This is a genomic window from Ensifer sp. GW821-FHT05G01, from assembly GCF_059419585.1.
In genome coordinates, this window is sequence record NZ_JBWKSC010000011.1 from 216,869 (window position 1) to 238,848 (window position 21,980).

18 protein-coding genes are annotated in these 21,980 nt (G+C 62.6%); 5 read left to right on the forward strand and 13 right to left on the reverse strand.

Going from position 1 to position 21,980, the window contains the following annotated elements:
* Positions 1 to 94: 94 nt before the first annotated feature.
* Positions 95 to 6,034 carry an Ig-like domain-containing protein gene (locus tag AC07UR_RS24840; RefSeq protein WP_209792501.1) on the reverse strand — a complete coding sequence of 1,980 codons (5,940 nt, stop codon included), beginning with the start codon at positions 6,032 to 6,034 and terminating at the stop codon, positions 95 to 97.
* Positions 6,035 to 6,156: 122 nt separating this feature from the next.
* On the opposite strand from AC07UR_RS24840, the gene AC07UR_RS24845 reads away from it, so the two are divergent.
* Positions 6,157 to 7,245 carry a LysR substrate-binding domain-containing protein gene (locus AC07UR_RS24845; protein WP_234942041.1) on the forward strand — a complete coding sequence of 363 codons (1,089 nt, stop codon included), beginning with the start codon at positions 6,157 to 6,159 and terminating at the stop codon, positions 7,243 to 7,245.
* 36 nt (positions 7,246 to 7,281) lie between these two features.
* Here AC07UR_RS24845 and AC07UR_RS24850 read toward each other — a convergent pair whose 3' ends face one another.
* From AC07UR_RS24850 to AC07UR_RS24890, 9 genes are all read right to left on the reverse strand, one after another.
* Positions 7,282 to 8,313 carry a histone deacetylase family protein gene (locus tag AC07UR_RS24850; protein WP_209792499.1) on the reverse strand — a complete coding sequence of 344 codons (1,032 nt, stop codon included), beginning with the start codon at positions 8,311 to 8,313 and terminating at the stop codon, positions 7,282 to 7,284.
* 30 nt (positions 8,314 to 8,343) lie between these two features.
* Positions 8,344 to 8,757, reverse strand: coding sequence for a GNAT family N-acetyltransferase (locus tag AC07UR_RS24855; RefSeq protein WP_209792566.1), 414 nt, complete (start codon positions 8,755 to 8,757; stop codon positions 8,344 to 8,346).
* Between the two features lie 150 nt (positions 8,758 to 8,907).
* Entirely contained in the window at positions 8,908 to 9,855 is a 948-nt protein-coding gene (kce, locus tag AC07UR_RS24860) for a 3,5-dioxohexanoate:acetyl-CoA acetone transferase (protein WP_209792497.1), read from the reverse strand.
* Positions 9,856 to 9,865: 10 nt separating this feature from the next.
* Positions 9,866 to 11,233 (reverse strand): aminotransferase family protein, encoded by a 1,368-nt coding sequence (locus AC07UR_RS24865; protein ID WP_209792495.1) that lies wholly within the window; start codon positions 11,231 to 11,233, stop codon positions 9,866 to 9,868.
* A 12-nt stretch (positions 11,234 to 11,245) separates the two neighbouring features.
* Positions 11,246 to 12,883 carry a N,N-dimethylformamidase beta subunit family domain-containing protein gene (locus AC07UR_RS24870; protein ID WP_209792493.1) on the reverse strand — a complete coding sequence of 546 codons (1,638 nt, stop codon included), beginning with the start codon at positions 12,881 to 12,883 and terminating at the stop codon, positions 11,246 to 11,248.
* An 8-nt stretch (positions 12,884 to 12,891) separates the two neighbouring features.
* The gene (locus tag AC07UR_RS24875) at positions 12,892 to 13,656 is read right to left on the reverse strand and encodes an amino acid ABC transporter ATP-binding protein (RefSeq protein WP_327795892.1); all 765 of its coding nucleotides are present in this window, start codon (positions 13,654 to 13,656) and stop codon (positions 12,892 to 12,894) included.
* Positions 13,653 to 14,312, reverse strand: a complete 660-nt coding sequence (locus AC07UR_RS24880) for an amino acid ABC transporter permease (protein ID WP_209792491.1) — start codon at positions 14,310 to 14,312, stop codon at positions 13,653 to 13,655. The genes AC07UR_RS24875 and AC07UR_RS24880 overlap by 4 nt, the downstream gene beginning before the upstream one ends.
* Before the next feature lie 12 nt (positions 14,313 to 14,324).
* Entirely contained in the window at positions 14,325 to 14,972 is a 648-nt protein-coding gene (locus tag AC07UR_RS24885; protein WP_209792489.1) for an amino acid ABC transporter permease, read from the reverse strand.
* Between the two features lie 79 nt (positions 14,973 to 15,051).
* Positions 15,052 to 15,834 carry an ABC transporter substrate-binding protein gene (locus AC07UR_RS24890; RefSeq protein ID WP_209792487.1) on the reverse strand — a complete coding sequence of 261 codons (783 nt, stop codon included), beginning with the start codon at positions 15,832 to 15,834 and terminating at the stop codon, positions 15,052 to 15,054.
* A gap of 141 nt (positions 15,835 to 15,975) precedes the next feature.
* Between AC07UR_RS24890 and AC07UR_RS24895 the strand changes: the two genes are divergently transcribed.
* Positions 15,976 to 16,935 (forward strand): LysR family transcriptional regulator, encoded by a 960-nt coding sequence (locus tag AC07UR_RS24895; protein ID WP_209792484.1) that lies wholly within the window; start codon positions 15,976 to 15,978, stop codon positions 16,933 to 16,935.
* Between the two features lie 22 nt (positions 16,936 to 16,957).
* Here the strand turns inward: AC07UR_RS24895 and AC07UR_RS24900 are convergent, their stop codons facing one another.
* Positions 16,958 to 17,377, reverse strand: coding sequence for an acyl-CoA thioesterase (locus AC07UR_RS24900; protein ID WP_173422154.1), 420 nt, complete (start codon positions 17,375 to 17,377; stop codon positions 16,958 to 16,960).
* 208 nt (positions 17,378 to 17,585) lie between these two features.
* On the opposite strand from AC07UR_RS24900, the gene AC07UR_RS24905 reads away from it, so the two are divergent.
* On the forward strand, positions 17,586 to 18,161 hold the full coding sequence (locus AC07UR_RS24905; RefSeq protein WP_209792482.1) for a nucleoside 2-deoxyribosyltransferase: 576 nt from the start codon (positions 17,586 to 17,588) through the stop codon (positions 18,159 to 18,161).
* A gap of 13 nt (positions 18,162 to 18,174) precedes the next feature.
* On the opposite strand, the gene AC07UR_RS24910 is transcribed toward AC07UR_RS24905, so the two are convergent.
* A complete protein-coding gene (locus AC07UR_RS24910) occupies positions 18,175 to 18,963 on the reverse strand; it encodes a pentapeptide repeat-containing protein (protein WP_209792480.1) in 789 nt (262 codons plus the stop codon).
* Positions 18,964 to 19,209: 246 nt separating this feature from the next.
* Entirely contained in the window at positions 19,210 to 19,596 is a 387-nt protein-coding gene (locus tag AC07UR_RS24915) for a hypothetical protein (RefSeq protein WP_209792478.1), read from the reverse strand.
* A gap of 225 nt (positions 19,597 to 19,821) precedes the next feature.
* Between AC07UR_RS24915 and AC07UR_RS24920 the strand changes: the two genes are divergently transcribed.
* Together AC07UR_RS24920 and AC07UR_RS24925 are read left to right on the forward strand one after the other, a co-directional pair.
* Positions 19,822 to 21,219: an aminotransferase-like domain-containing protein gene (locus tag AC07UR_RS24920; protein ID WP_209792476.1), complete on the forward strand. Its 1,398-nt coding sequence runs from the start codon at positions 19,822 to 19,824 to the stop codon at positions 21,217 to 21,219.
* Positions 21,220 to 21,406: 187 nt separating this feature from the next.
* The gene (locus AC07UR_RS24925; RefSeq protein WP_053252046.1) at positions 21,407 to 21,817 is read left to right on the forward strand and encodes a DUF983 domain-containing protein; all 411 of its coding nucleotides are present in this window, start codon (positions 21,407 to 21,409) and stop codon (positions 21,815 to 21,817) included.
* Positions 21,818 to 21,980: the final 163 nt, after the last annotated feature.

A 21,980-nucleotide genomic window follows, 5' to 3' on the forward strand; every position in this document is an offset into this window, starting at 1 on the left:
AGGCAGGCATCACAAAGCGATGACATGCTTGAGATGGCTGAAGCCGATGCCGCGCAAAAAAGGGGCGCACCGGAAGGTGCGCCCCTCGCTTTGGTTAGGCGAAGCGGAAGTCGTCGATGACGAAGTTTTCCGTTTTCACACCATTGAAGGTGATGGAGGAGCCGTCATCGAACGCGATCTGGGCACCAGCGTCACCGTCGGTGAATGCGCCAGAAGACAGGAGCGCCTGGTAGTCGGCAAACACATCCTTCGACAGCACGACCACATCCTGCCCTTCAGCGCCGGCCTGGAAGTCCAGCACCACGTCGCGACCGTCGCCGGCCGCAAACAAGAAGGTGTCGGCACCCGCACCACCCGTCAGCACGTCATTGCCCGTACCGCCGTTCAGCGTGTCGTTGCCCGCACCCCCGTTCAGCTGATCGTTGCCGGAGCCACCGCTGAGCACGTCATTGCCGGCCCCGCCCATCAGGACATCGTTGCCGGCCCCGCCTTCGACCACGTCGTTGCCGTCGCCGGCGACCACCCGGTCATTACCTGCACCGGCATCGACCATGTCGTTGCCATCGCCTGCGAGCACCGTGTCGTTGCCGCTGCCGGCTTCGATCATGTCCTTGCCGTCGGTGGCGACCAGCGTGTCGTTGCCGTCGGTGCCTTCGACGACGTTGTACTCCGTGTAGCCGTCGATCTTGATCGTGGCCGTGCCGGTCGATTCCCCACCCTGGGCGTCACGCACCGTGTAGGTGACGGTAACCGTGGCAGCCTGCTCGTCTTCCAGCGCCTGGAAGGCGGAAGACGGATCGGCGACGAGCTTGCCATCGATGATCGAGAAGGCCGCGGCCGCCTGAGCATTCGTCAGCGCCAATCCAGTGACGGCCGTGACCGCGAAGCCGACGAGCGTCAGCCGGTCGCCCTCGACATCCGTATCGTTGCCAACGAGGTCGAATGTAGCGGTCTCGTTCTCGGCAACAGTTCCTGTGTCGGCGATCGTCACCGGTGCATCGTTGACCGCCTTGACCGTGAGGCTGACGGTGCTTTCGCTGCTTCCTCCCTTGCCGTCGGACACGACGACGGTGAAGCTGTCCGTTCCGTTGACATTGGCGTTCGGCGTATAGGTCCAGGCGCCGGTCCTGCCGTCGAGTGTAACGCTGCCATTGGCCGGCCCCGCCCCGGTCTTGACGGCGTAGGCAAGTGTGTCGCCATCGACATCCGTCGCCGTGACCGTGCCGCTGACCGACGTGTCTTCGTTCGTCTCGACGGCAACGGGCGACGCAACGGGTGCATCGTTGACCGGCTTGACGGTGAAGGTGGCGCCTGCCTCGCTGGACCCGCCGCGACCATCGGAAATCTGGTAGCGGAAGGAGGCTTCGCCGTTGAAGGTGGCGGAAGGCGTGAAGCGGATGCCGCCCTCCTCGACGGTGGCTGCACCACCGACGACCGAGGTGACGCTGGTCACCTTCAGCTGATCGAGATCGGCATCGCTGTCGTTGGCGAGCAGGCTCGCAAACGGGATGACGAAGGACGGCGCATCTTCATCGATCGCAACAAGCGTGTCGCCAACAGCAACCGGGCCGCGGTTGACCAGACCATTGGCAATCGCAGCGCGGTTCATCACCGTGCCGTCGGCAAAGGTGACGAGTTCGACACCGCCGCCTGCCAGCTGGCCCTTCAGGGTCAGCTTTTCGCCATTGGCGAACTCGACCTCAACGGCTTCACCGTATTTGTGCAGGACCGCCTCGCCGCGGGCGATGTCGTGCAGGACGAGAACGTCGCTGTCGCCCGACGCCGTAGCAGTTTCGACGATCTCGTCGGAGCCTTCGCCACGTCCATAGACGTAGGTATCGGAACCGTCGCCGCCAATCAGGACGTCGTTACCGGCGCCACCTTCGATCACGTCGTCGCCGAGACCGCCGGCAATGATGTCGGCGCCCTCGCCACCCATCAGCACGTCGTTGCCCTTGCCGCCGGCAAGCGCGTCACGTCCGGCGCCGCCCAACAGCGTATCGTCGCCGTCGCCGCCATCGAGGCGATCGTCGCCGCCGTTGCCGATGAGCGTGTCGTTGCCGCCAAGGCCATAGATCGTCTCGCCGACTTCACCACCGACCAGCATGTCACGGGCATTGGTGCCGTTGATCACCTGGCCGCCTTCGAGGCCCGACTTCAAATCGACGACCGTCAGATCGTCGAAGGACAGCCCGGCATTGCCCCAGGAATAGAGACCGAAGGTACCGGCATCGAGACCACGGTCGCCGACCGGATAGGCGAACAGCGCCTCATCGTTGAGGAAGGCGGTGATCTTGTCGCCGACGACTTCGACGCGCAGCTTCATCGCCTGGCCCGGCTCATACTTGCCCGGAACCTGCGCAAGGATTTCCTCGACCCCGTTCTTCATGCGCACGAGGTTGAAGATGCTGCCGGCGCCATTGCCGGGGCTGCGATCGAGGATGCCATCGGCATCGAGCTCGAGCTTGTAGTAGTTCTTGTTGTCCTTGTAGCGGAACAGGAAGCCGAGGCCGTCCTTATCCGGCGTCTGGATCGTCGCCTCGACGGCATAGTCGGTCCAGGCAAGGGCTGCCGGATCCTTGAACAGGGCGTAGGTGCCGAGACGAAGCACGTTGACACCGTCGCCAAGCGGGCTCCATCCGCGCTTCCACAGATCCGATGCCGTTGCGCCGCTCCATGTCAGCTCGCGGCTCGCAAGCCCGGTCGTCTGCACCAGCTTGCCGTCGGCAAGCAGCCATTCGGAGGCCTTTCCATCCGATCCGATCCCGCCAAGCTCGCCCTCATCGACGATGTTGAAGCGCGACAGGGACTGCGGCGACGAGAAGTCTTCTGCAACCAGAATCTTGCTGCGGTCGACGACGGTGATGTCGACACGGTCGGTCGAAACCGAGCCGTCCACCGCCGTCACCTTGAGCAGCAACTTGTTGACGCCGGTGTCGAGATTGACGTTGGCGGTCTTGCCATTGGCGATGACGTTGCCGGCAAGGTCGGTCCAGACATAGTCGACCAGCTGCTTCGGGCCGAACGAGCCGGAGGCATCGAGCTTGACCAAAACCTTACCGTCGCCGTCGATGTCGTAGGTTCGCTGGTCGATGCCGGCTTTTGCCGTCGTGTCCGCCCTGGTGACGACGATGTCGTCGAAGACCGAAGCGCGCTGACCGCTGGAATAGAGGCCGACGGTGCCGCCGGTCAGCGGTGCATTGGCATCGGTGACCGGTCCGGCAAAGACATTCTTGTCACCGAGGAAGATGTTGATGACGCCGCCGGTGACCGCAACCGTCAGCGGAATTTCCATGTTGTAGGGCGAACCTTCATTCACCGATGCAAGGATGGTCTCTACGCCATTGGCAACCTTGACCAATTGACGACGATTGGTCTCGCCATCGAGCGTGAAGCGGTAGTGGTTGTTGGCATCCTTGTAGTAGAAGAGAACGCCGATCGTGTCGTTGTCGAGCTGCGTCAGCGATGCCTCGAAGACGTAATCCGTCCAGGTGGACGAGCCTTCGCCGACGAAGACCAGCTTGTTGCGGGCGGCATCGCTCTGATCGAAGAGTGCTGCTTCAGGTGCCGCAAGGCCGGTTGCTCCGGTCGGGCGTGAGAAGACCGTTCCCTTGAGCAGGAAGTTGCCGGTGTTGCCGTTGGCAGCCCCGATATCGGTCGCCCAGCCATTGGCGTTGCCGTCATTGAAGGTCTCGACCAACAGCGTGCGGTCGCCGCGGACGATGACGTCTACCGTGTCGCTGGTCTTGACGCCGTTGAAGTCGGTCGTGGTCAGCGTCAGCTTGTGCTTGCCAAGCTCGAGCGCGGCGCTCGCGTCCTTGCCTTCAGCCACCACATCGCCGTTTTCGTTGGTCCAGACCCAGCTCTTGACGCTTGCCGGCAGTAGCGACTTGGCGCCTGAAAGCGCGACATTGGCGGACGAGGCGCCGGCCAAGGCATCGGCGATGATGTCGTCGCCGGCTTCGGCCATGGCACGGGCCTTGCCGCCGCTGACGTCGATGTTCTCAAAAACTTCCTGGTGGCCGCGGTAATAGCCCGTCAGGCCATCACGATCGAGTTCCGGCTTGGTACGGAAGCCGTCGAGGTAGTCGTCGAAGCCGGTGAAGTAAGTCTCGGTGGAAATGCGGTTGTTGTCGGGGTCGATGGTGATCAGGCGGATGGCGCCGTTGCCGCCATTGTTGCCCTTGGCCTCGTTGCCGTTGCCGGTGATCTCGCGCGACACGCCGTTCTGGTAGTTGACGAGGAACTGGAAGACCGGCTCGCCGTACTGGTTGTAGGTGATGTCGGTCTCGGCGCCATCGCCGAAGATGTGACCGGAGAAGGTCATGACGATGTTGGGGTAGCGGGCGAGCAGTTCGCGCGAAACATATTCGCCGTCATTGGCGCCGCGCTGGTCGGTGCGCATGCCGTAATCGTAACCTGCACCCTCGTCATAGAGCGGAAGAGCCAGATTGTCCTGCCGGCCGGCATAGCTCGTCAGCGAGTGGGTGGCGAGCATGACGCGATAATCGGGATGGGCCTCGATGACGTCGCCTGCCCAACGGATCACGTCGTCGCGGGGACCGAATTCGAGCGAGATCGACAGCCACTTGGTGCCATCGGGCGCGGTGAACGTGCTGTAGGTGTTGCGGGCGCTCATCAGTTCCTGATCATAGGCGCCGCCGAAGGTGCCCGGATTGGTCGCCGTCTGCTTGTCGGGCGAGAAGCGCTGATCGAGATGGATCGACGAGTGGTCTGCGGCATTGCCGCCGTTCGCCTGATCATGGTTGCCCGGCAGAAGCGCGTAGGGGATCTTGCCGTCGAGCTTGCGAAGGGCCGCTTCCGCGATGTCCCACTGGCCGGAAAGGTTGTTCTGGGTGATGTCGCCGACATGGGTCATGAAGACGATGTTGTGGCTCTGGCGATTGTCGACCAGCCACTGCGTCATGTCGCCGAAGAAATGCTTGATGCCATCGTTGGAGGTGTAGTCCTGCGTGTCCGGGAACACGGCGATCGTATAGGCGTTCGCACCGGCGACGCGGACGCGGAAATCGTCGGTGACGACGTGACCGGCAGTGTCGGTTGCCGTGACGCGGATGTCGGAATGGCCGAGGGCAGCAAAATCCAGCACCAACTTGTTGCCATTGGTCAGAACGGCATTGAGTACTTCGCCCTTGCTGTTCTGCACTGTGAAGGTCAGGTTTTCGCCCGAGAAATGCTGCGACAGGTCAATCGTCACATTGGCCGCATCCGGCGTGACCATCATATCCTTGATGGCCAAGGTCTTGACGACGGAGCCTGGATTGGGGTTCGTCGTGTCCTGGCCAACGGCCGGAATACCCGCCGATCCCGGCGTCGTCGTCGACACGGTCGTGCCTTGGCCGCTGAGGGAACCCTGACCGAATGCCGGCGTGGTCGAGCCCTCGCCGAAACGAAACTCAGTGCCGTTGGACGACAGCGCATCGCCCTTCAGTGCATCGGGAACGATGCCTTCCGGCTTGGCATTGCCGAGCGCCGAGAGCTCCGAACCGGTCAGAACCTTTTCGATGAAAAGGAAATTGCTGAGGTAGCCGGAGGAGGTTTCACCGTCTTCGTCCGCGAAGATCAGGAAGCCCTTGGCCTTGTCGATGGTGAAGCGGGCGGCAAGCGAACCCGTCATCTTCTGTTCGGCGACAAAGTCACCGTTGATGTATTTCTTCATCGAGACGCCGCCGCTGGCATCCTTGTCGATCGTGAGACCAATACGGTTCCACGCATCGAGTTTGGCGGCGCCGCGATAGTCGCTGTTGATGCCGAGGCCGAAACTTTCGCCGCCGACCTTGCCGAAGATATCGCCGTCAGACGTGTTGGTGACATCCGTCTGCAGGAACGGGATCCAGCCGCTGGAGCCGGCGGACGGGAAATAGACATCATAGACGAGGCTATAGGACGAAACATTACCGGTGCCACCGGGCGATACGAGAATGCCCTGCTGGGCCTGCACGCGGGGAATATTCAGGAGCCAATCGGAGGAAGATTGGATTGGCGTCGCAATCGAATTGGGGGAGGAAGTCATGTCGGCTTTCTCTCTAAAGATGAACGGGATCGGCTCTTGGCCGTGCGTCACCGTTAGCCGCCACGCTTACCGCGCAGATGACAGTTGCTTAACAAAACGTAAAACGGCCATAGCGTTTTCCGATGGCTGCCATCGGTTTCGTCCGTCGCCGGATGGCCTGGCAGACTGGCGAGGCGAAGTGTCATGTGCCTGTCAGCTTTTCCGACAATGATGCCGGCGCGGATCCAACAGGCTCCCGCGTGACAACAGAACCGGAAGCAATGTCGATCACCCAGTTGAAAGCGTTTCACATCGTCGCCCTGTCGGGCGGCTTCTCCCAGGCCGCCCGCGACATGGCGATCAGCCAGTCGACCCTGTCGCAGCACGTGCGGGAATTGGAAGCGGATTGCGGCCAGAACCTGCTCGATCGAAAGGCCCGCGGCGTCAGCCTCAGCGCGCATGGCGAGCGCCTCTTCGAGATCACCTCGCGGCTGTTCCAGGCGGAAAAGGAGGCGAATGCTTTTCTGCGGGGAGAAGCCGGCCTGAATGGCGGGCATCTGCGCGTTGCGGCCGACGGCCCCATCCTGGCGCTGCCGATCCTCTCGCGGTTGAAGAACGATCGGCCGAAACTGACCTTTTCGCTTGCCGTCGACAACTCCGCCCGCGTCATCGACCAGATCATCGACTATCGCGCCGATGTCGCGATCACGGCGCAGATCCCCAATGATCCGCGCCTGCACGGCGTGCACTTCCTGAGCATGCGGCTCGGCTTGTGCGTGCCGTCATCCCATCCGTTGGCAGCGCGCGACGGCGTCACGATGAAGGACCTCGAAGGCCTCTCCTTCGTCATGCGCGAGCGCGGCTCGCGCACCCGCGAAATCTTCGAGAAGAACCTTGGCGACCACGGCATCTCGATCCATCAGCTGGTCGAGATCTCCTCGCGCGAAGGCGTGCGCGAGGCCATCGCCAATGGTGTTGGCTTCGGGGTGGTCGCCGACCTCGAATTCGGCCACGATGCCAGGCTTTCCTTCGTACCGATCGACGACGCCAAAGAGGTCATCGACGAATACGCGATCTGCCTCGCTGAGCGTCGCCATCTGCCGCTGATCCGCGGTTTCATCGACGAGGCTAGCCGACTGTTGCCCGACGCCGGAGAGACGTTCCATCTGCCGGCGCATCGCGGGAAAACCGTTGGCAAAACAAATGCATCGGCATCATTGCTGACGCAATAGATTAGCCGACACCAAACCCCTAACGTAACGTCAGCCTCAGAGCTTCGCGGCTGTGCCGAAGCCTGTCAGGAAGGATGTCAGATTGTCGGACAGCTCATCGCAGAGGTAGCCGCCTTCCTGAATGATGGCCGTCGGCAGACCCAGGCCGGCGACCGCCTCACCAATCCTCGCAAAGCCTGGCGTCGATACGGACAGGCCGCCGAAGGGGTCGCCCTCGAAGGCATCGAGGCCGAGCGCGACGACGAGCGCGTCCGGCGCGTAGGCACGGATGCGGCGGAAGGCGACATCGAGAGCTGCAAGGAACTCGGCGTCGCCGGACTTGCGCTCGAGCGGGAGGTTGAGATTGTAACCGAGGCCCGGCCCCTCGCCGCGCTCATCGGCATGCCCCCAGAAGAACGGATAGAACCGCACGGGATCCGCATGAATCGAGACTGTCAGCACGTCGGAGCGTTGGTAGAAAATGCCCTGCGTGCCGTTGCCGTGGTGCAGATCGATGTCGAGGATAACGACGCGCGCCGCATTCGACAGAAAACGCTGGGCCGCGACGGCGGAATTGTTGAGGAAGCAGAAACCGCCGGCGACATCGGCAAAGGCGTGATGGCCGGGTGGCCGGCAGAGTGCATAGGCGGCGCGGTCGCCAGCCATGACGGCATCTGCCGCATCGACTGCGCTCCAGGCGCTCCAGCGCACGCTCTCCCAGGTTTCTCCCGAGATCGGGCACGCGGTGTCGGCCATGTGATATCCTGCCTGCCCCACAGCAGACGCCGGATATCGGCCGTCGCGAGCGAGCGGATGGATGTTCGGGATCACCTCGTCCGAGGCCTCCGCGATCCGTTGCCAGCGGGCATAGATATGCGCGAGGAAGTCGAGATATTCCGGCGTGTGCACCGCGGCGATCGGGCCGAGCCCGTGATCGCGCGGGCGAAGGATGGTGCAGCCGGCGTCGCGGGCGCCGGTAAGCAGCCTCTCGACCCGCTCGGGCTGCTCCGGGTTCGGCTGCGGTGCGCCGCTCGAAAGGAAAGCCTTCGGATCGTGTCGCTTCTGTTCCTGTGCGTAGAAGGCTTTCATGTTCTCTCCAATGCCTGCGTCTTCAGGCTTTCATTTTCCGGCGAGTGCTGCGAAGGCCTCGCCATAGGCAGCGTGCGCGCGATCTTTCGTCTGCCAGGTGATGCCGAGCCGCTCGTAAAGGCGCTGCGCGGCCATGTTCTCAACGTCGACTTCCAGCCGCAGATAGTCCCCGCCCCTCGCCTTCGACCAGGCCGCAACATCCCGCAGCAAGCGCTCGCCGATCCCGAGGCCGCGAAAACGATCGTCGACATAGAGATCCTGCACGAAGACCCCCGGCCTCCCGCGCCAGGTCGAGAAGATCGGAAAGAACAGGCAAAGGCCGGCAAAACCTCCATCCACCTCAGCAATCAGACTGCCAAAGGCGGCGTCTGGGCCGAAGCCGAAATGGCGATAGTCGTCAGCCGTGCAGGTCACCTTGCCCGCCATGTCGAGCCCGCGGCCCATGGCCAGGATCGCGCGATGTATCGTGTCCGCGTCGCCGATTTCACCGATGCGAATCCGGATATCCGCAGTCAAGCTCTGGGTTGTCGTCACAGTCTTCCCCTTAGATGCTGACGGCCAAAGGCCGTAGGCGAGCTTGCCCGCGCCTCGGCGTCAGAATGCCACCTGATCTCCACCCTTGAGGTCGAGAAGTTCACGTGCTTCCTTAGGGGTGGCAACCTCCAGCGACAAGGCGTCGAGCACGGTGCGGATACGGTGGACCTGTTCGGCATTGCTGGTCGCAAGCTGCCCGCGGCCATTATAGAGGCTGTCTTCCAGCCCCACCCGGACATTACCGCCCATCGCCGCTGCCATGGTGATCATCGGCATCTGGTGTCGGCCAGCGGCCAGCACCGAGAAGGAGTAGTCGTCGCCGAAGAGCTTGTCGGCGATGCGCTTCATATGCGTCAGGTTCTCCGGATCGGCGCCGATACCGCCCAGGATTCCGAAGACGAACTGGATGAACAGATGGCCGGAAACCAGCCCACGGTCACGGAAATGTGCCAGCGAGTAGAGGTGACCGACATCGTAGCATTCGAACTCGAAGCGCGTCCCGCATCCCTGCCCGAGCCGCGTCAGGATGAACTCCATGTCGGCAAAGGTGTTCTTGAAGATCGAGCTTCGCGTCGCCTCCAGCAGTTCCGGCTCCCAGGCGTGCTTCCAGCCGGTGGGCTTGTCCAGCGCCGGGAACAGGGCGAAGTTCATTGAGCCCATGTTCAGCGAACACATCTCCGGCTCGGCGCGCAAGGACGCCGCCAGGCGATCCTCCAGTGCCATCAGCGACGAGCCGCCGGTGGAGATGTTAATGACGGCGTCGGTCGATTGTTTGATGCGTGGCAGGAACTGCATGAACAGCGAAGGGTCTGCCGACGGACGACCGTCCACCGGGTTTCTTGCATGAAGATGCAGGATCGAGGCGCCGGCTTCGGCCGCCGCTATCGCCTCCGAGGCGATCTGGTCCGGGGTAACAGGTAGATGGGGCGACATGGTCGGCGTATGCACCGAGCCCGTCACCGCGCAGGTGATGATGACCTTCCTGCGCGACGTCTTGGTTTTCGTCATGGTGGCTATCTCAGCGGTTGACGGGAAGGTTAAGCTCGGCGGCGAGCTGTTCGAGCACGTCGCCGAGGATGGCGACGATCTCGCCGATCTGCTCCCGTGTAATGATCATGGGCGGGCAGACCAGGAAATGATCGCCCTCGACGCCGCCGCGGGTGCGGCGTGAATAGATGATCAGCCCGCGCTCATAGGCGAGATCGACGACCCGTTGATGCGCGTTCAATTCCCTAGGCAAAGGCTTCATCGTCTCACGGTCCGAGACGAACTCGGCGGCAAGCAGAAGCCCCTTGCCCCTGACGTCACCGATGAACGGGAAGCGCTCGGAAAGCGCAACGAGTTCGGCCTTGAGGGCGTCGCCCATGGCGGCCGCATTGTCGATGAGCCCGAGCCGGTCGATCTCGTCGAGCACAGCAAGACCGGCAGCGCAGGCAAGCGGATTGCCGGCATAGGTGAAGCCATGCTGGAATCCACCGGCGTCAAGCACCGGCTGGACCAGCCTCGAGGGTGCTGCCATGGCGCCGAGCGGGCAGTAGCCGGAGGCAAAGCCCTTCGACAGCGCGATCAGGTCCGGCTTGCAGTCCCAATGGTCGCCGCCGAGGAATTTACCGGTGCGGCCGGCCCCACTCATGACCTCGTCATGGATCAGGAGGATGCCGTACTTGTCGCAGATTTCGCGGATGCGCCGATAGTAGCTGTCGGGCGCCACCAACGCACCGGTCGAGGCGCCGCCGATCGGCTCCATGATGAAGGCAAGCACGCTGTCAGGGCCTTCGGACTGGATACCGTCTTCCAGCATGTCGGCATACTTGATGCCGCGCTGCTCCATCGACAGGTTGTCGCGGTCGAGATAGGCGGTTGGTGCCGGGACCTTAGGCATTTCGCGCATCATCGGCGAGAACGGATCGGAAAGCGCCGCATAACCGGTGACCGCCAATGCGCCGAGCGTGCCGCCGTGGTAGGACGGAAAGCGCGAGATCACCTTCCAGCGCTCATTCTGGCCGGTGGCGACCGCCCATTGGCGGGCGAGTTTCAAGCAGGATTCGACCGCCTCCGACCCACCAGAGACGAAGAAGATCTTGTCCATGCCTTCGGGTAGCTTTTCGGCGGCACGGCGTGCCAAATCTTCCGCCGGTTCGTTTTCGAAGTGAAGGCGATAGGCGAAGGTGACGCGATCCATCTGCCGCTTCATCGCCTCGAGTACGTTGCGATTGCCATGGCCGATATTGACCACCATCGCACCGCTGGAGCCGTCGATCACCCGGCGGCCATCTTGGTCCCAGAGATAGATGCCCTCTGCCCGGTCGACCAACGGCCGACGCAGACGCGACTGGTAGAACAGGTGTGAAGCGGGACGTTCGTTGGAAGCTGTCGTCTTGAGCATGTCCGGTCTCTGTCAGCGTTTGAGGTAACGGTTGAGAACATTGGCGGTGACGCGTTCGACCATCTCGTCGCCGCGTTTCAGGGCTGCCACCCATTCGCAGCTGCCGGCGTGGAACACCTCGCCCTTGCCGCGCGGGAAATTGACGATCATGCCGCAGCCGCGCTTGACCTTGTCGACGGCCGCCTCGCCGGCATCGCCGATCAGCGTTTCAGCGACGAACTTGGCGTCGGCGTCGGAGAGGAACTGATCGTCGGCGGGTATGTCGGCGCTTTCTTCCTTCAGCGACGACATGCCGAGCGCCAGGATTTCCAGCCCATCGGGGGCGCCGCTGTCTTCCGTCGGTTCCGGCAAGCCACCACGGATGATGTAATCGAGGCCGTCGACTTCGTAGCCGAAGGCATGGCCCTCGGCGCCGAGGATGTCGCCGTAGTAGATGCCGGTTCCGGCGAAAGCCCAATGCTCGGGGCGATAGACCGGAAAGCCGCGGGCGCCGCGCGGGGCACATCCACCCCAGCCGACATAGAGCCCGCGCGTTGCAATCAGCCCGAAAGTCGACGAACCGGGGCGGCCAATCTCCTTCGCCTCCCAGGAGCCGGACGTGCGTGTCGGATCGGCGGAACGATAGACCGGATCCTCGGCGCGCGCGCGATATTTGTAGCACACTTGCCGCTTGCCGCCGTCTTCCAGGCGCGTCTGCCACATGAAGTTGCCGGCAAAGCGGGCTGCGTGACCGCCGCGCTCGACATAACTGTCGACTGCGTCGCGCATCTCCCAGGTCCAGTATTCGTCGTGACCGACGAAGACGACGCAGTCGTAGCCGTCGAGGATTTCCGGATTGAAATGCAGCTCGTGCTGGCTGGCGAGATCGACGGCGTAGCCTTCGCGCTCCGCCCAGCGGAAGAAATGGCTGTCGTAGCTCGCCCAACCGGAGGAGGCATATTTCTTGGAATAGCCGTTGGCATAGGCCCACTCCATATGCGGGTAACGCGGGGCGACCGCCATCGGCGAATAGATCTCCAGCGGCACCCGCGGTGCATCGGCCGGCAGTTGCACAAAGCCGCGGCAGAACGGCCGCTCGATGCTGACGGTGGTCGCGTACTGGTCGCGGTTCGGACCGGTGATACCCTGGTAGTGGTTGGATCCGCCCCAGGTGTTGTAGGAGGTCCAGGATCCGGTCGCCGCCACCTGCAGCACGCGGCCCGGCTTGCGACCGGCCTCGGGGCGGACGATGAAGAGGTGCTGGCAGCGAATGGACGCCCCGTCACGACCTTCGGCCGTCAGGGTGATGCGGTAGGCGCCAGAGGGCCAGCTCTCGTCCACCTGGAATTCAAGTGTCGTCTCCCAGCCGCAGCCGACGACGGAACATTGATCCGGCGTATCCTGCCAGCGGGCGGCGATGCCCTGCCGTTTCATGACGGCCGTTTCGACGGCGCCGTCGCGCACGATCTCCAGCGCGAACTGGGGCGCGGTCGAGCTCACCTGAAGCCGGACGGTTGCACCCGGTGGGTAGGCGTAGGCGTCGGTGTAGCACCATATCTCGCCGCGCTCGCCGTCCATCCCGGGGTATTCGTAGTAGTGGCCGAGCACCGCTTCGCGGCGCTGCTCCGGCGTCAGCCCGAAATCGGGGAATTGGTTGCTGCTTGTCTTCATCGCATCCATCACGCCGCCAGATACTTTTTCAGGAAGGTTCGCGTACGCTCCTGTTTCGGCTCGCGGAAGATTTCGCTCGGGGGTCCCTGTTCAACGACGACACCGCCATCCATGAACAGCACACGGTCGGCGACCTCGCCGGCAAAGCGCATCTCATGCGTCACGATCAGCATCGTCATGTGCTCAGCGGCGAGTTGCTTCATCACCGCGTTGACCTCATCGACCAGCTCGGGATCAAGCGCCGAGGTCGCTTCGTCGAAGAGCATGACCTTCGGCTGCATCGCGAGCGCTCGGGCGATGGCGACACGTTGCTTCTGGCCGCCGGAAAGCCGCGACGGATAGGCATCGACCTTCTCCGCCAACCCGACCTTCGACAGAAGTTCCACCGCCAGTTCGCGGGCCGCCGCCTTCGTCATGCCCTTCAGGATGATGGGTCCCATCGTGACGTTCTCGATCACTGTCAGATGGGGGAACAGGTTGAAGTGCTGGAACACCATGCCCATCTGCTGGCGCACCGCGTTGATGTGCCGCTCGAAGGCTTGGCCGCGCAGGTCCTGGTTGACCTTTACGCCGTCAAGCCAGATCTCGCCGCCGTTCAAGGTTTCGAGGTGATTGATCGAACGCAGAAGCGTGCTCTTGCCGGAGCCGCTGGGGCCGATGATGGCAACGATCTGGCCGCGGGCGACCGACAGGTCGATGCCCTTCAGCACCTGGAGTTCGCCATAGGCCTTGCGGGCTCCCTTGACTTCGACCATGGGTCGCTGGGCGGTCATCGTGATACCTCCACGTTCTGTTCGACCCGGCGCAGACCCGCTTCGAGCACGAGGTTTAGGATGTAATAGAGGGCGGCGACCGTGATGTAGAATTCGAACGGTCGGAAGGTCTCGCTAATGGCGAGCTGCGCGGCATGCACCAGCTCGGCAATACCGATGATCGACACCAGCGAAGATTCCTTCAAGAGCACGATCAGGTTGTTGCCCATCGCCGGAACCGTGTTGCGCACGGCCTGCGGCACGATGAAATAGCGCAGCGTCTGAAAGCGGCCGAAGCCGAGGCTGCGCGCGCCTTCCGTCTGGCCGACATCGACCGCGACGATGCCGGCGCGCAGGATGTCAGCGTTATAGACCGCGAAGTGCAGGCCGAGGCCGATGATGCCGGCGACGAGCGCCGGGATCTTGAAACCGAGCTGCCCCAGCCCGTAATAGATCAGGAACAGCTGCAACAGCAGCGGCGTGCCCATGAAGAGCCACATGAATGCGCGCACCGGCAATGCGATCGTCTTGGGTGCATAGAGGACAACCAGGGCGAAAACCACCCCGAAGACGAAGCTGATCACGGCGGCCGTGACGGTGAGGACGACGGTCCACCAGACGCCCATCCAGAGGATTTCGGCATAGGGCGGAACGACGCTGAAATCGAGACCTTGCATGCGTTTCTCCCCTCAAGCTATGGCGTAGCGACGGTCGATGAGATCGACGATCCGCGCGACGACATAGACGATGAGCATGTAGAGCACGGCAGCGACGCCGAAGATCTCGAACGGCTTGTAGGTTGAGCCGATGTAACGTTGGGCAGTGTAAGTGAGCTCAACGACCGAGATCGTCGAGACCAGCGCCGAACCCTTGACCAGAGCGACCGCATTGACGCCGAGAGGCCGGATCATCAATCGCGCGGCCTGCGGCAACACGACCTTGCGCATCGTCTGGAACCGGCTGAAGCCGATCGAGCGGGCAGCCTCGGTCTGACCGCGGTCAACAGACAGGATCGCGCCGCGGATGGCTTCCGCCATATAGGCGCCGATGTTGAGCCCGAGACCGATCACGCCTGCGGCAAACGGCTCGAGATTGATGCCGATCTGCGGTCCGCCGAAATAGAGGACGAACAGCTGGATCAGGCACGGCGTGCCGCGAAACAGGCTGACATAGGCAGAACCAAAGATGCGCAAAGGCAAAGAGCGCGACATCTTTGCCGCCGCCACGAGAAAGGCGACGATGAGCCCGAGGGCCAGCGAAAGCGCCGATATCTCGATCGTGATCCACGCCGCTTCCACGAAGAACGGGAAGACGCGCTGCACCAGCGAAAAGTCCATGAGGAAACTCCGGGGGGAGGATGCGACGGTCTCCGGCCGCGACCGTCAGCGGGCGGCCGGAAACGAGGCTAGGCTAGGATCAGCGAATGTCGCTGCCGACCCATTCCATGGCGATCTTCTCGTAGGAGCCGTCCGCCAGCATACCTTCGAGCGCCTTCTGCATGGCAGCCTTCAGTTCCGGATTGTTCTTGCGGATGGCAATGCCGATGGCGACGCTGCCGCCTTCGATATCAGGGGTTTCAAGACGACGGACCTTTTCGCCGGTTTCCTTGACGGCGACCATGACGGGAATGTTGTCGACGACAATCGCATCGACCCGGCCGCTTTTGAGTTCCATCATCAGCTCGGGCAGGCCCTTGTAGGTGCGCACGTCCCAGCCGCCCTGTTCGCGGGCCCATTTTTCGTGGGTTTCGCCGAGGGTGACGCCGAGCGTCTTGCCCTTGAGGTCTTCAAGCTTATCAACAGCAGAGTCTTCCGAAACGAAGACGGCGCGGCCGGCGTGATAATATGGGCCGACGAAATCGACGACCTTCTCGCGCTCCGGCGTGATGGTCATCGAGCCGACGACCGTGTCGTATTTGTTGGCAAGAAGGCCGGCAATGATGCCGTCCCATGCCGTCGTGACCAGCGTACCCTTGACGCCGACACGTTCGGCAATCGCCTTGCCGATCGAGGCATCGAAGCCAACGACCTCGTTCTGTTCGTTGACGAAGTTGAAGGGCGGGTACTGTCCGCTCATCGCGATCTTGAGTTCGCCGGCCGACTTCACGGCTTCAAGATCATCGGCGCTCGCCGAAACGGCCGAGAAGGTTGCGGCAATGGTCAGCGTAGCGGCCAAAAGGCCGGAGAAAATGGTCTTCATGAAATGTTCCTTGCTCCTCTGGACGAATGCGCCTTCTCGTGCGCTTGGGACGGGCATCGAGGCGCCTTCCGAATTTCATGATTGCCTTTGCATCAGCATTGCGCAAATAGATAATGGGAATAGAAGGTATAGATTTCAGGAATGGTAACACCACGATCCGAACGGCTCGTCTGGGAGCTCGACTGGAACCTTTTGCGCACCTTCGTGGTGATCGCGGAGGTCAAAAGCATCACGCGTGCGGCGGAGCGTCTGAACCTGAAACAACCGAGCGTCAGCAATGCGTTGAAGCGGCTGGAGGACCGAGTTGGGCGCAGGCTCGTGGAGCGCGATGCGACCCGATTCGACCTCACGGAAGTCGGCCAACTTCTCTACGAGCAGGCGGTCGAGGTCTTCGGCACCATATCGCAGCTGCCGCAACTGGTGCGCGGCGTCAGCGACGACGTGACCGGGCACGTGACGATCGCCGTCGCCAGCCACGTGATCTCGCCGATCTTCGATCGGGCGCTGATGGAGTTTCACCGCGACTATCCGCGTGCGACGCTCAACATCTCGGTGGCCGCAAGCGGCGAAGTCACCCGCCAGGTGCGGGAGAAGCGCGCATCCTTCGGCCTCTGCCTCGTCAGCGTGCGCGACCCGGCGCTGGACTATCTGCTGGTCTTCCGTGAGTTCTTCGGCTTCTTCTGCGGTCCGCACCACCGCCTGTTCGGCAAACAGGGGCTGAAACTCGCCGACCTCAAGGGCGAGACCTCGGTGTCGTTCCACACCGATCACATCGCCGACGCCTTGCGCCCCGTTGCGCTGCTGCGCAGCGAGGCCAAGCTGAATGCCAACGTCGTCGGCGTCTCCTCCAGCCTCGAAGAGGTCCGCCGGATGATCATGGCCGGCCTTGGCGTTGGCCCCTTGCCGCTGCACGTGGCGCGTCGCGATGTCGCCGATGGTGCGCTCTGGCGGCTGCCTCCTTACGAGGCGCCCCCTGCCATCGACATCTTCCTGCTGACAAACCCCGACAAGGCGTTGAACCGCGCGGAAAAGGCGCTTCTTGCCGGCCTACAGACGCTCATCACCGAAACCCCGGTCGAAGAACGGATCTATGCGGACTAAGGGCGCGCGGGATCGCGACAGATCACGCTGGAAGCAGCGCCTCCGCGCGGGCGCGGGCCGCCGGCTCCAGCGTCATGGCGGTGCGCGCCGAAAGATCGAAGCGAACCGTCACGGTTCGGTTGACGGCATGAACGACATCGTCGAGCGTCCCTGACATGATCTGCTCGAAAGTTACCGAGGAGCGGCCGAGCTTGACGACCCGCGAGCGGATGGTGATCAGCGTGCCGGCTTTGGTTTCGTGCTTGTATTCCGTTTCCGACCGGACATCGGCCCACCCCCTGGCCTTCTCGCCTTCAACCTCCAGCCCAGCGATATGACCGAGCAACTGGAAGCTGGCATCATCGAACATCGCCGCATAATGGCGCACGTTCATGTGCCCCATCGTGTCACACATCCACGGATGGGCAACGCCGACATAGGTGGTCAAAGGCTGGCTCGACATGCTGGACCTCGCGGAAGGATATGCGTGAAGATTCGCCCGAGAGATAGCGGATGACGAAGCCGCCTGTCCATCGGCGCCGCGATCGACGCGCTTGCCGCGGGCACAGATGCGTTTCGAAATATCGGTGGGTAAGCGGGGAGCGGCGGAGCACGCCCACTAGGCGCTTGCCCGTGACGTCCCTAGGCTGCCGACCAAATTGTAAGGAGGCGTGATCGTGAAAGTCTATTTGGCGGGCCCTGAAGTGTTCCTGAGCAATGCCGTGGAAATCCAGGCCGAGAAAGCAGCGCTGGCACGCGCGGCCGGCTTTACGCCGCTGGTACCGGGCGACCTGGAAATCCCGCCGGCCGAGACCAAGCATGCCCGCGGCCGCGCGATCTACGGTGTCGACGAAGGCATGATGCTGGCCAGCGACATGATCATCGCCAACCTGACGCCATTTCGCGGCATCAGCGCCGATGTCGGCACGGTTTTCGAGCTTGGCTTCATGTGCGGCCGCGGCCGGCACGTCTATGCCTATACCAACACCGCGCGCAGCTATTACGACCGTATCCTGCACGGCCACTACGGCGGCAAGGCCGCCGCGCGGGCGGATGGCCGCATGGCCGGGCCGGACGGGGTCAGCATCGAGGATTTCGACATGGCCGACAATCTGATGCTCGATGGCGGCATCCTGGCGCGCGGCGGAACCTTCGTGAAGCGCGAAGTGGCGGAAGCCGACCGTCTGACAGACCTTGAGGCCTTCAAGGAATGCCTGGCGATTGCCGCCAAGCAACACCTCGCTTAGGCGATCGCTTCCGTCAATCGACCGGGCAAGGCCAATTGGTGGGCATTGTCAGCCCTTGCGGCAACTTGGTCGCGCTGTCGCCGCATGTCAGGTTGATCTGTTCCTGCTCAAGCCCGGTCGCGGCCGACAGATCCACGCCTTCGATCCGCGTCAGGAACATGAAGGCATCGGTGAAATCGAGCGGGCCTTCAAAGGTAGAACCGCTGAAAGTGGCACGCGACAGATTGGCCATCGGGAAGCGCGTGCCCGTGATCACTGCTTTGTCGAAATTGGCGCGCCCGAGCTCGGCCTTCTCGAAGTCGGCTCCGGTCAACTTGGCGCCGCTGAAATTGGTTCGCTGCAGTTCGGAACTGTTGAAGGAGGCGCCCTCCGCCGAGATGCCGGCAAAACTGCTGCGGTAGGCTTCGACCTTGGCAAAATTCGCCTTGTCGGCCCTGGCTCCGGCCAAGGACGAACGGACCAGCGTCGCCTTCTCCAGGTTTGCTGCCGTGAGATTAGCGCCCCTCAGATCCGTAAGCGTGAAGTCGGTGTTGGCCAGGTTGCCGCCTTCGAGATCGATGCCGCCGAGCATCAGCTGCTTCTTGTTGCAGTCGCTCCAGTCGGCCCCCGGCGCAGACGGTCCTTTGCAATTGGCCGCATAAGCGAGATCAGACAGACCGAGCGTGAAAAGCAATGCAGACAGTCCGAGGATCGATCGCTTGCCATAAGCGCGAACAGCGCGCTTGAGCCCGGCCGTGCCGCCCCCCTCACCCTCTGCGGTTGCGACGAATGAACGATTGGGCTCTGATTGGGGGATATGCATGGCGCTGCTCCGCGGCCCTTCGGCTGGACCGGTTCTGTTGCATTTCTCGTTTACGCACCTCGGCGGCGAAAACAACCGCTGCAGGAGGGCATCACAGCTTAAGCGTATGACATTGTTGCCCTTCGCGCAAATGACAGCCGCGCGATGCGACAAACAAGATCTGATACATTCGATGCCGTCGCAGCAACCTTTGCGTCGAAGTCACCACTTGGTTGGCCGCGGTTGCTCGATCGTGAAGGCAGCGCCTCAGGCAGCGTTTACGCCAAACCAGGCAAACGCTGCCACAGCCAAGAGTGCAATCCAACCGGGATGCCGTCCCTTGGTGCCGACGAGAACGAGCAAGCCACCACCGACGTTGGCAAAGACAATGGCCGTGACGACAAGCCCAGTTGTTGAAGCAGCCTGGGGCGCAAAGGCGAGCTGCAGCAATATTCCGGCAAAAGCCCAGCCAAACACTGTCACCAGATGCCACGTTGCCCAGAGTATCCCGATAGTCCGTTTCGCAAGCGGCGCCGATGATGTCGTCGAAATGAGGCTGCCGTTGCGCAGAGGGCGAAAGATCATCACTTCTCCGAGAATGGAGTGGACCAGGCCAGTAACAAGGGCGAGCAGGCCAGCCACAGCGAACATCATTTGCAGAATGCCTCCATGAAGGTGTCGCGTTCATCGATGAGATACGCCAGACGGTGGACAGTATGGACTTTGCGTCAAAAGCCAACAATGAACGATTGATCGTCAAGCACCGGCTGCCAGCGGATGTCGGCGGCCAGCGACGATATGCCATGCAGAACAGGATCAGAGCTTGCCTTACCGTTGATATGCATTCAATATCCATACAATCTGCTTTGAGGTGATGCCATGACTGAGGGTGCAACGGAGACGACATGGCTGCCGGCGATCCGGAAAGCCAACGGACCGCTCTATATCGCCATCGCCGACGCGATCGCCGCCGACATTGCCGAGGGGCGCCTGCCGGAGGGTACACGATTGCCGCCCCAGCGCGCACTCGCCGGCGCACTTGGCATCGACTTCACCACGGTTAGCCGCGCCTACAACGAGGCGCGCCACCGTGGATTGGTCGAGGGCCGCGTCGGCCAAGGCACGTATGTCAAAGCGCGACGGATGAAGGGCTTGCAGCCGGCAGCCGACGGCCTGGTCGACATGAGCATGAACCTGCCGCCGTTGTTCGACGATGCCGCACTGACGATGCGACTGTGGAGCGACATCGCCAGCCTGCAAGGCGAACACGGGCTCGATCTCTTGATGCGCTATCAGGCGGCAGGGGGCGCGCTGCACAACCGGGCCGTAGGCGCCACCTGGCTGCGGCCGCGCCTTGGAAACATCCCGGCCGAGCGAGTGCTGATCTGCGCGGGCGCGCAGAGCGCTCTGGTTGCCACCATCAGCAGCCTTGCCAAGCCCGGCGACACGATCGCGGCCGAGGCCATCGCCTATCCCGGTCTACGGGCGCTCGCCGCTCACCTTGGGATCAAAGTCGTCGGTATCCCAATCGACGAAAATGGCATGATACCGGAAGAGCTTGAGACAATCTGCGAATCCAGTAAATTAACAGCGCTCTACTGCAATCCAACTCTCCATAATCCGACCACGGCAACATTGCCGGCGGCGCAGCGCAAGGCTATCGTCGCCATTGCACGCAACCATGGCGTCGCGATCATCGAGGATGACGCCTATGGAGCTATACCGATCGCCGGTCCACCACCATTGGCATCGCTTGCGCCTGATATCGTCTATCACATCGCGGGCCTTGCCAAGTGCCTGTCGCCCGCGCTCAGGATTGCCTATCTCGTCGTGCCGGATCGCCAGAGCGGCATCCGCCTCGAAGGTGCGATCCGCGCAACGAGCGGCATGGCGCCGCCCTTCAATGGCGCCGTTGCGACGCGCTGGATCGAGGATGGCACGGCCGCCGAGGTCCTTGCCGCCATTCGCCGCGAGGTGACGATCCGGCAGGAGATGGTGTCGCGCCTGCTGCCGCGGGATATCGTGCAGACGGACCCCGAGGGCTTCCATTTGTGGCTGCACCTGCCGCCTCCTTGGACACGCGGCGACTTTGCCAACCGCCTCAGGGCATCGGGCATCAGCGTCGTTACCAGCGATGCGTTTGCAATCGGCTTGGCGCCGGAGGCTGTGCGCCTCGGCCTCGGCGCGGCACGAACGCACGAGGAGCTGCACCGCAGTCTGCTGGCGATCGCCGATCTGCTGCAGCAATCACCGGCCGCATCAAGCCTCGTCGTTTGAAGGAATCGCAAGCAATCGGCGAAATTGTCGCAGCAATGTATGCATACAATAAATTGACAAATGCGGGTTTCAGGCGCCTTAATGCACGCAGGCCTGAGGCGGCACGGACCATTTGGCAGCCGCACCCGGGCAAATCGGCCGGCGCACCGGCAAAGCGCTGCGCCGCGGACGCCTGAAAGGAACGCACATGTCTTCGGATCACGACTGGCCTCCCATTCCTCCCATGCAGACAGGCTTGCGTGGCCGTTGTCCGCGTTGCGGCCAGGGACATCTGTTCGAAGGCTTCCTGAAGATGCGCAAGAAGTGCGAGGTCTGCGATCTCGATTACAGCTTCGCGGACCCTGCCGACGGCCCCGCCTTCTTCGTCATCTGCTTCGGTTGCGTGCCGAGCGTGCTGCTCGGCGTCTGGCTGGAGGTGCAATACAGCGCACCTCTCTGGATGCACCTGCTGGTGACCGGACCGTTCATGTTGCTGACCTGCATTCCGCCGCTTCGACCCTTGAAAGGCTGGCTGGTCTCAAGCCAGTTCTTCTACAAGGCGGAGGAAGGAAAGCTCGTGCGCAGACAGGTCGAGCCGCCGCTGGCGCCAACGCAGTAGGCGTACTGCCGGGCATTCGGTTCCAATTCGTCAGCCTCCTGGCCGGGCTGAATACCGACATGGCGCGGGCAATGCTCACGCCATGTTTCACTTGCCCCCAATCAGGCTGTGCAATGCCGCTTGGCCCTTTCAGGCTATGACCCGATTTCGCGGCACTGGCTCT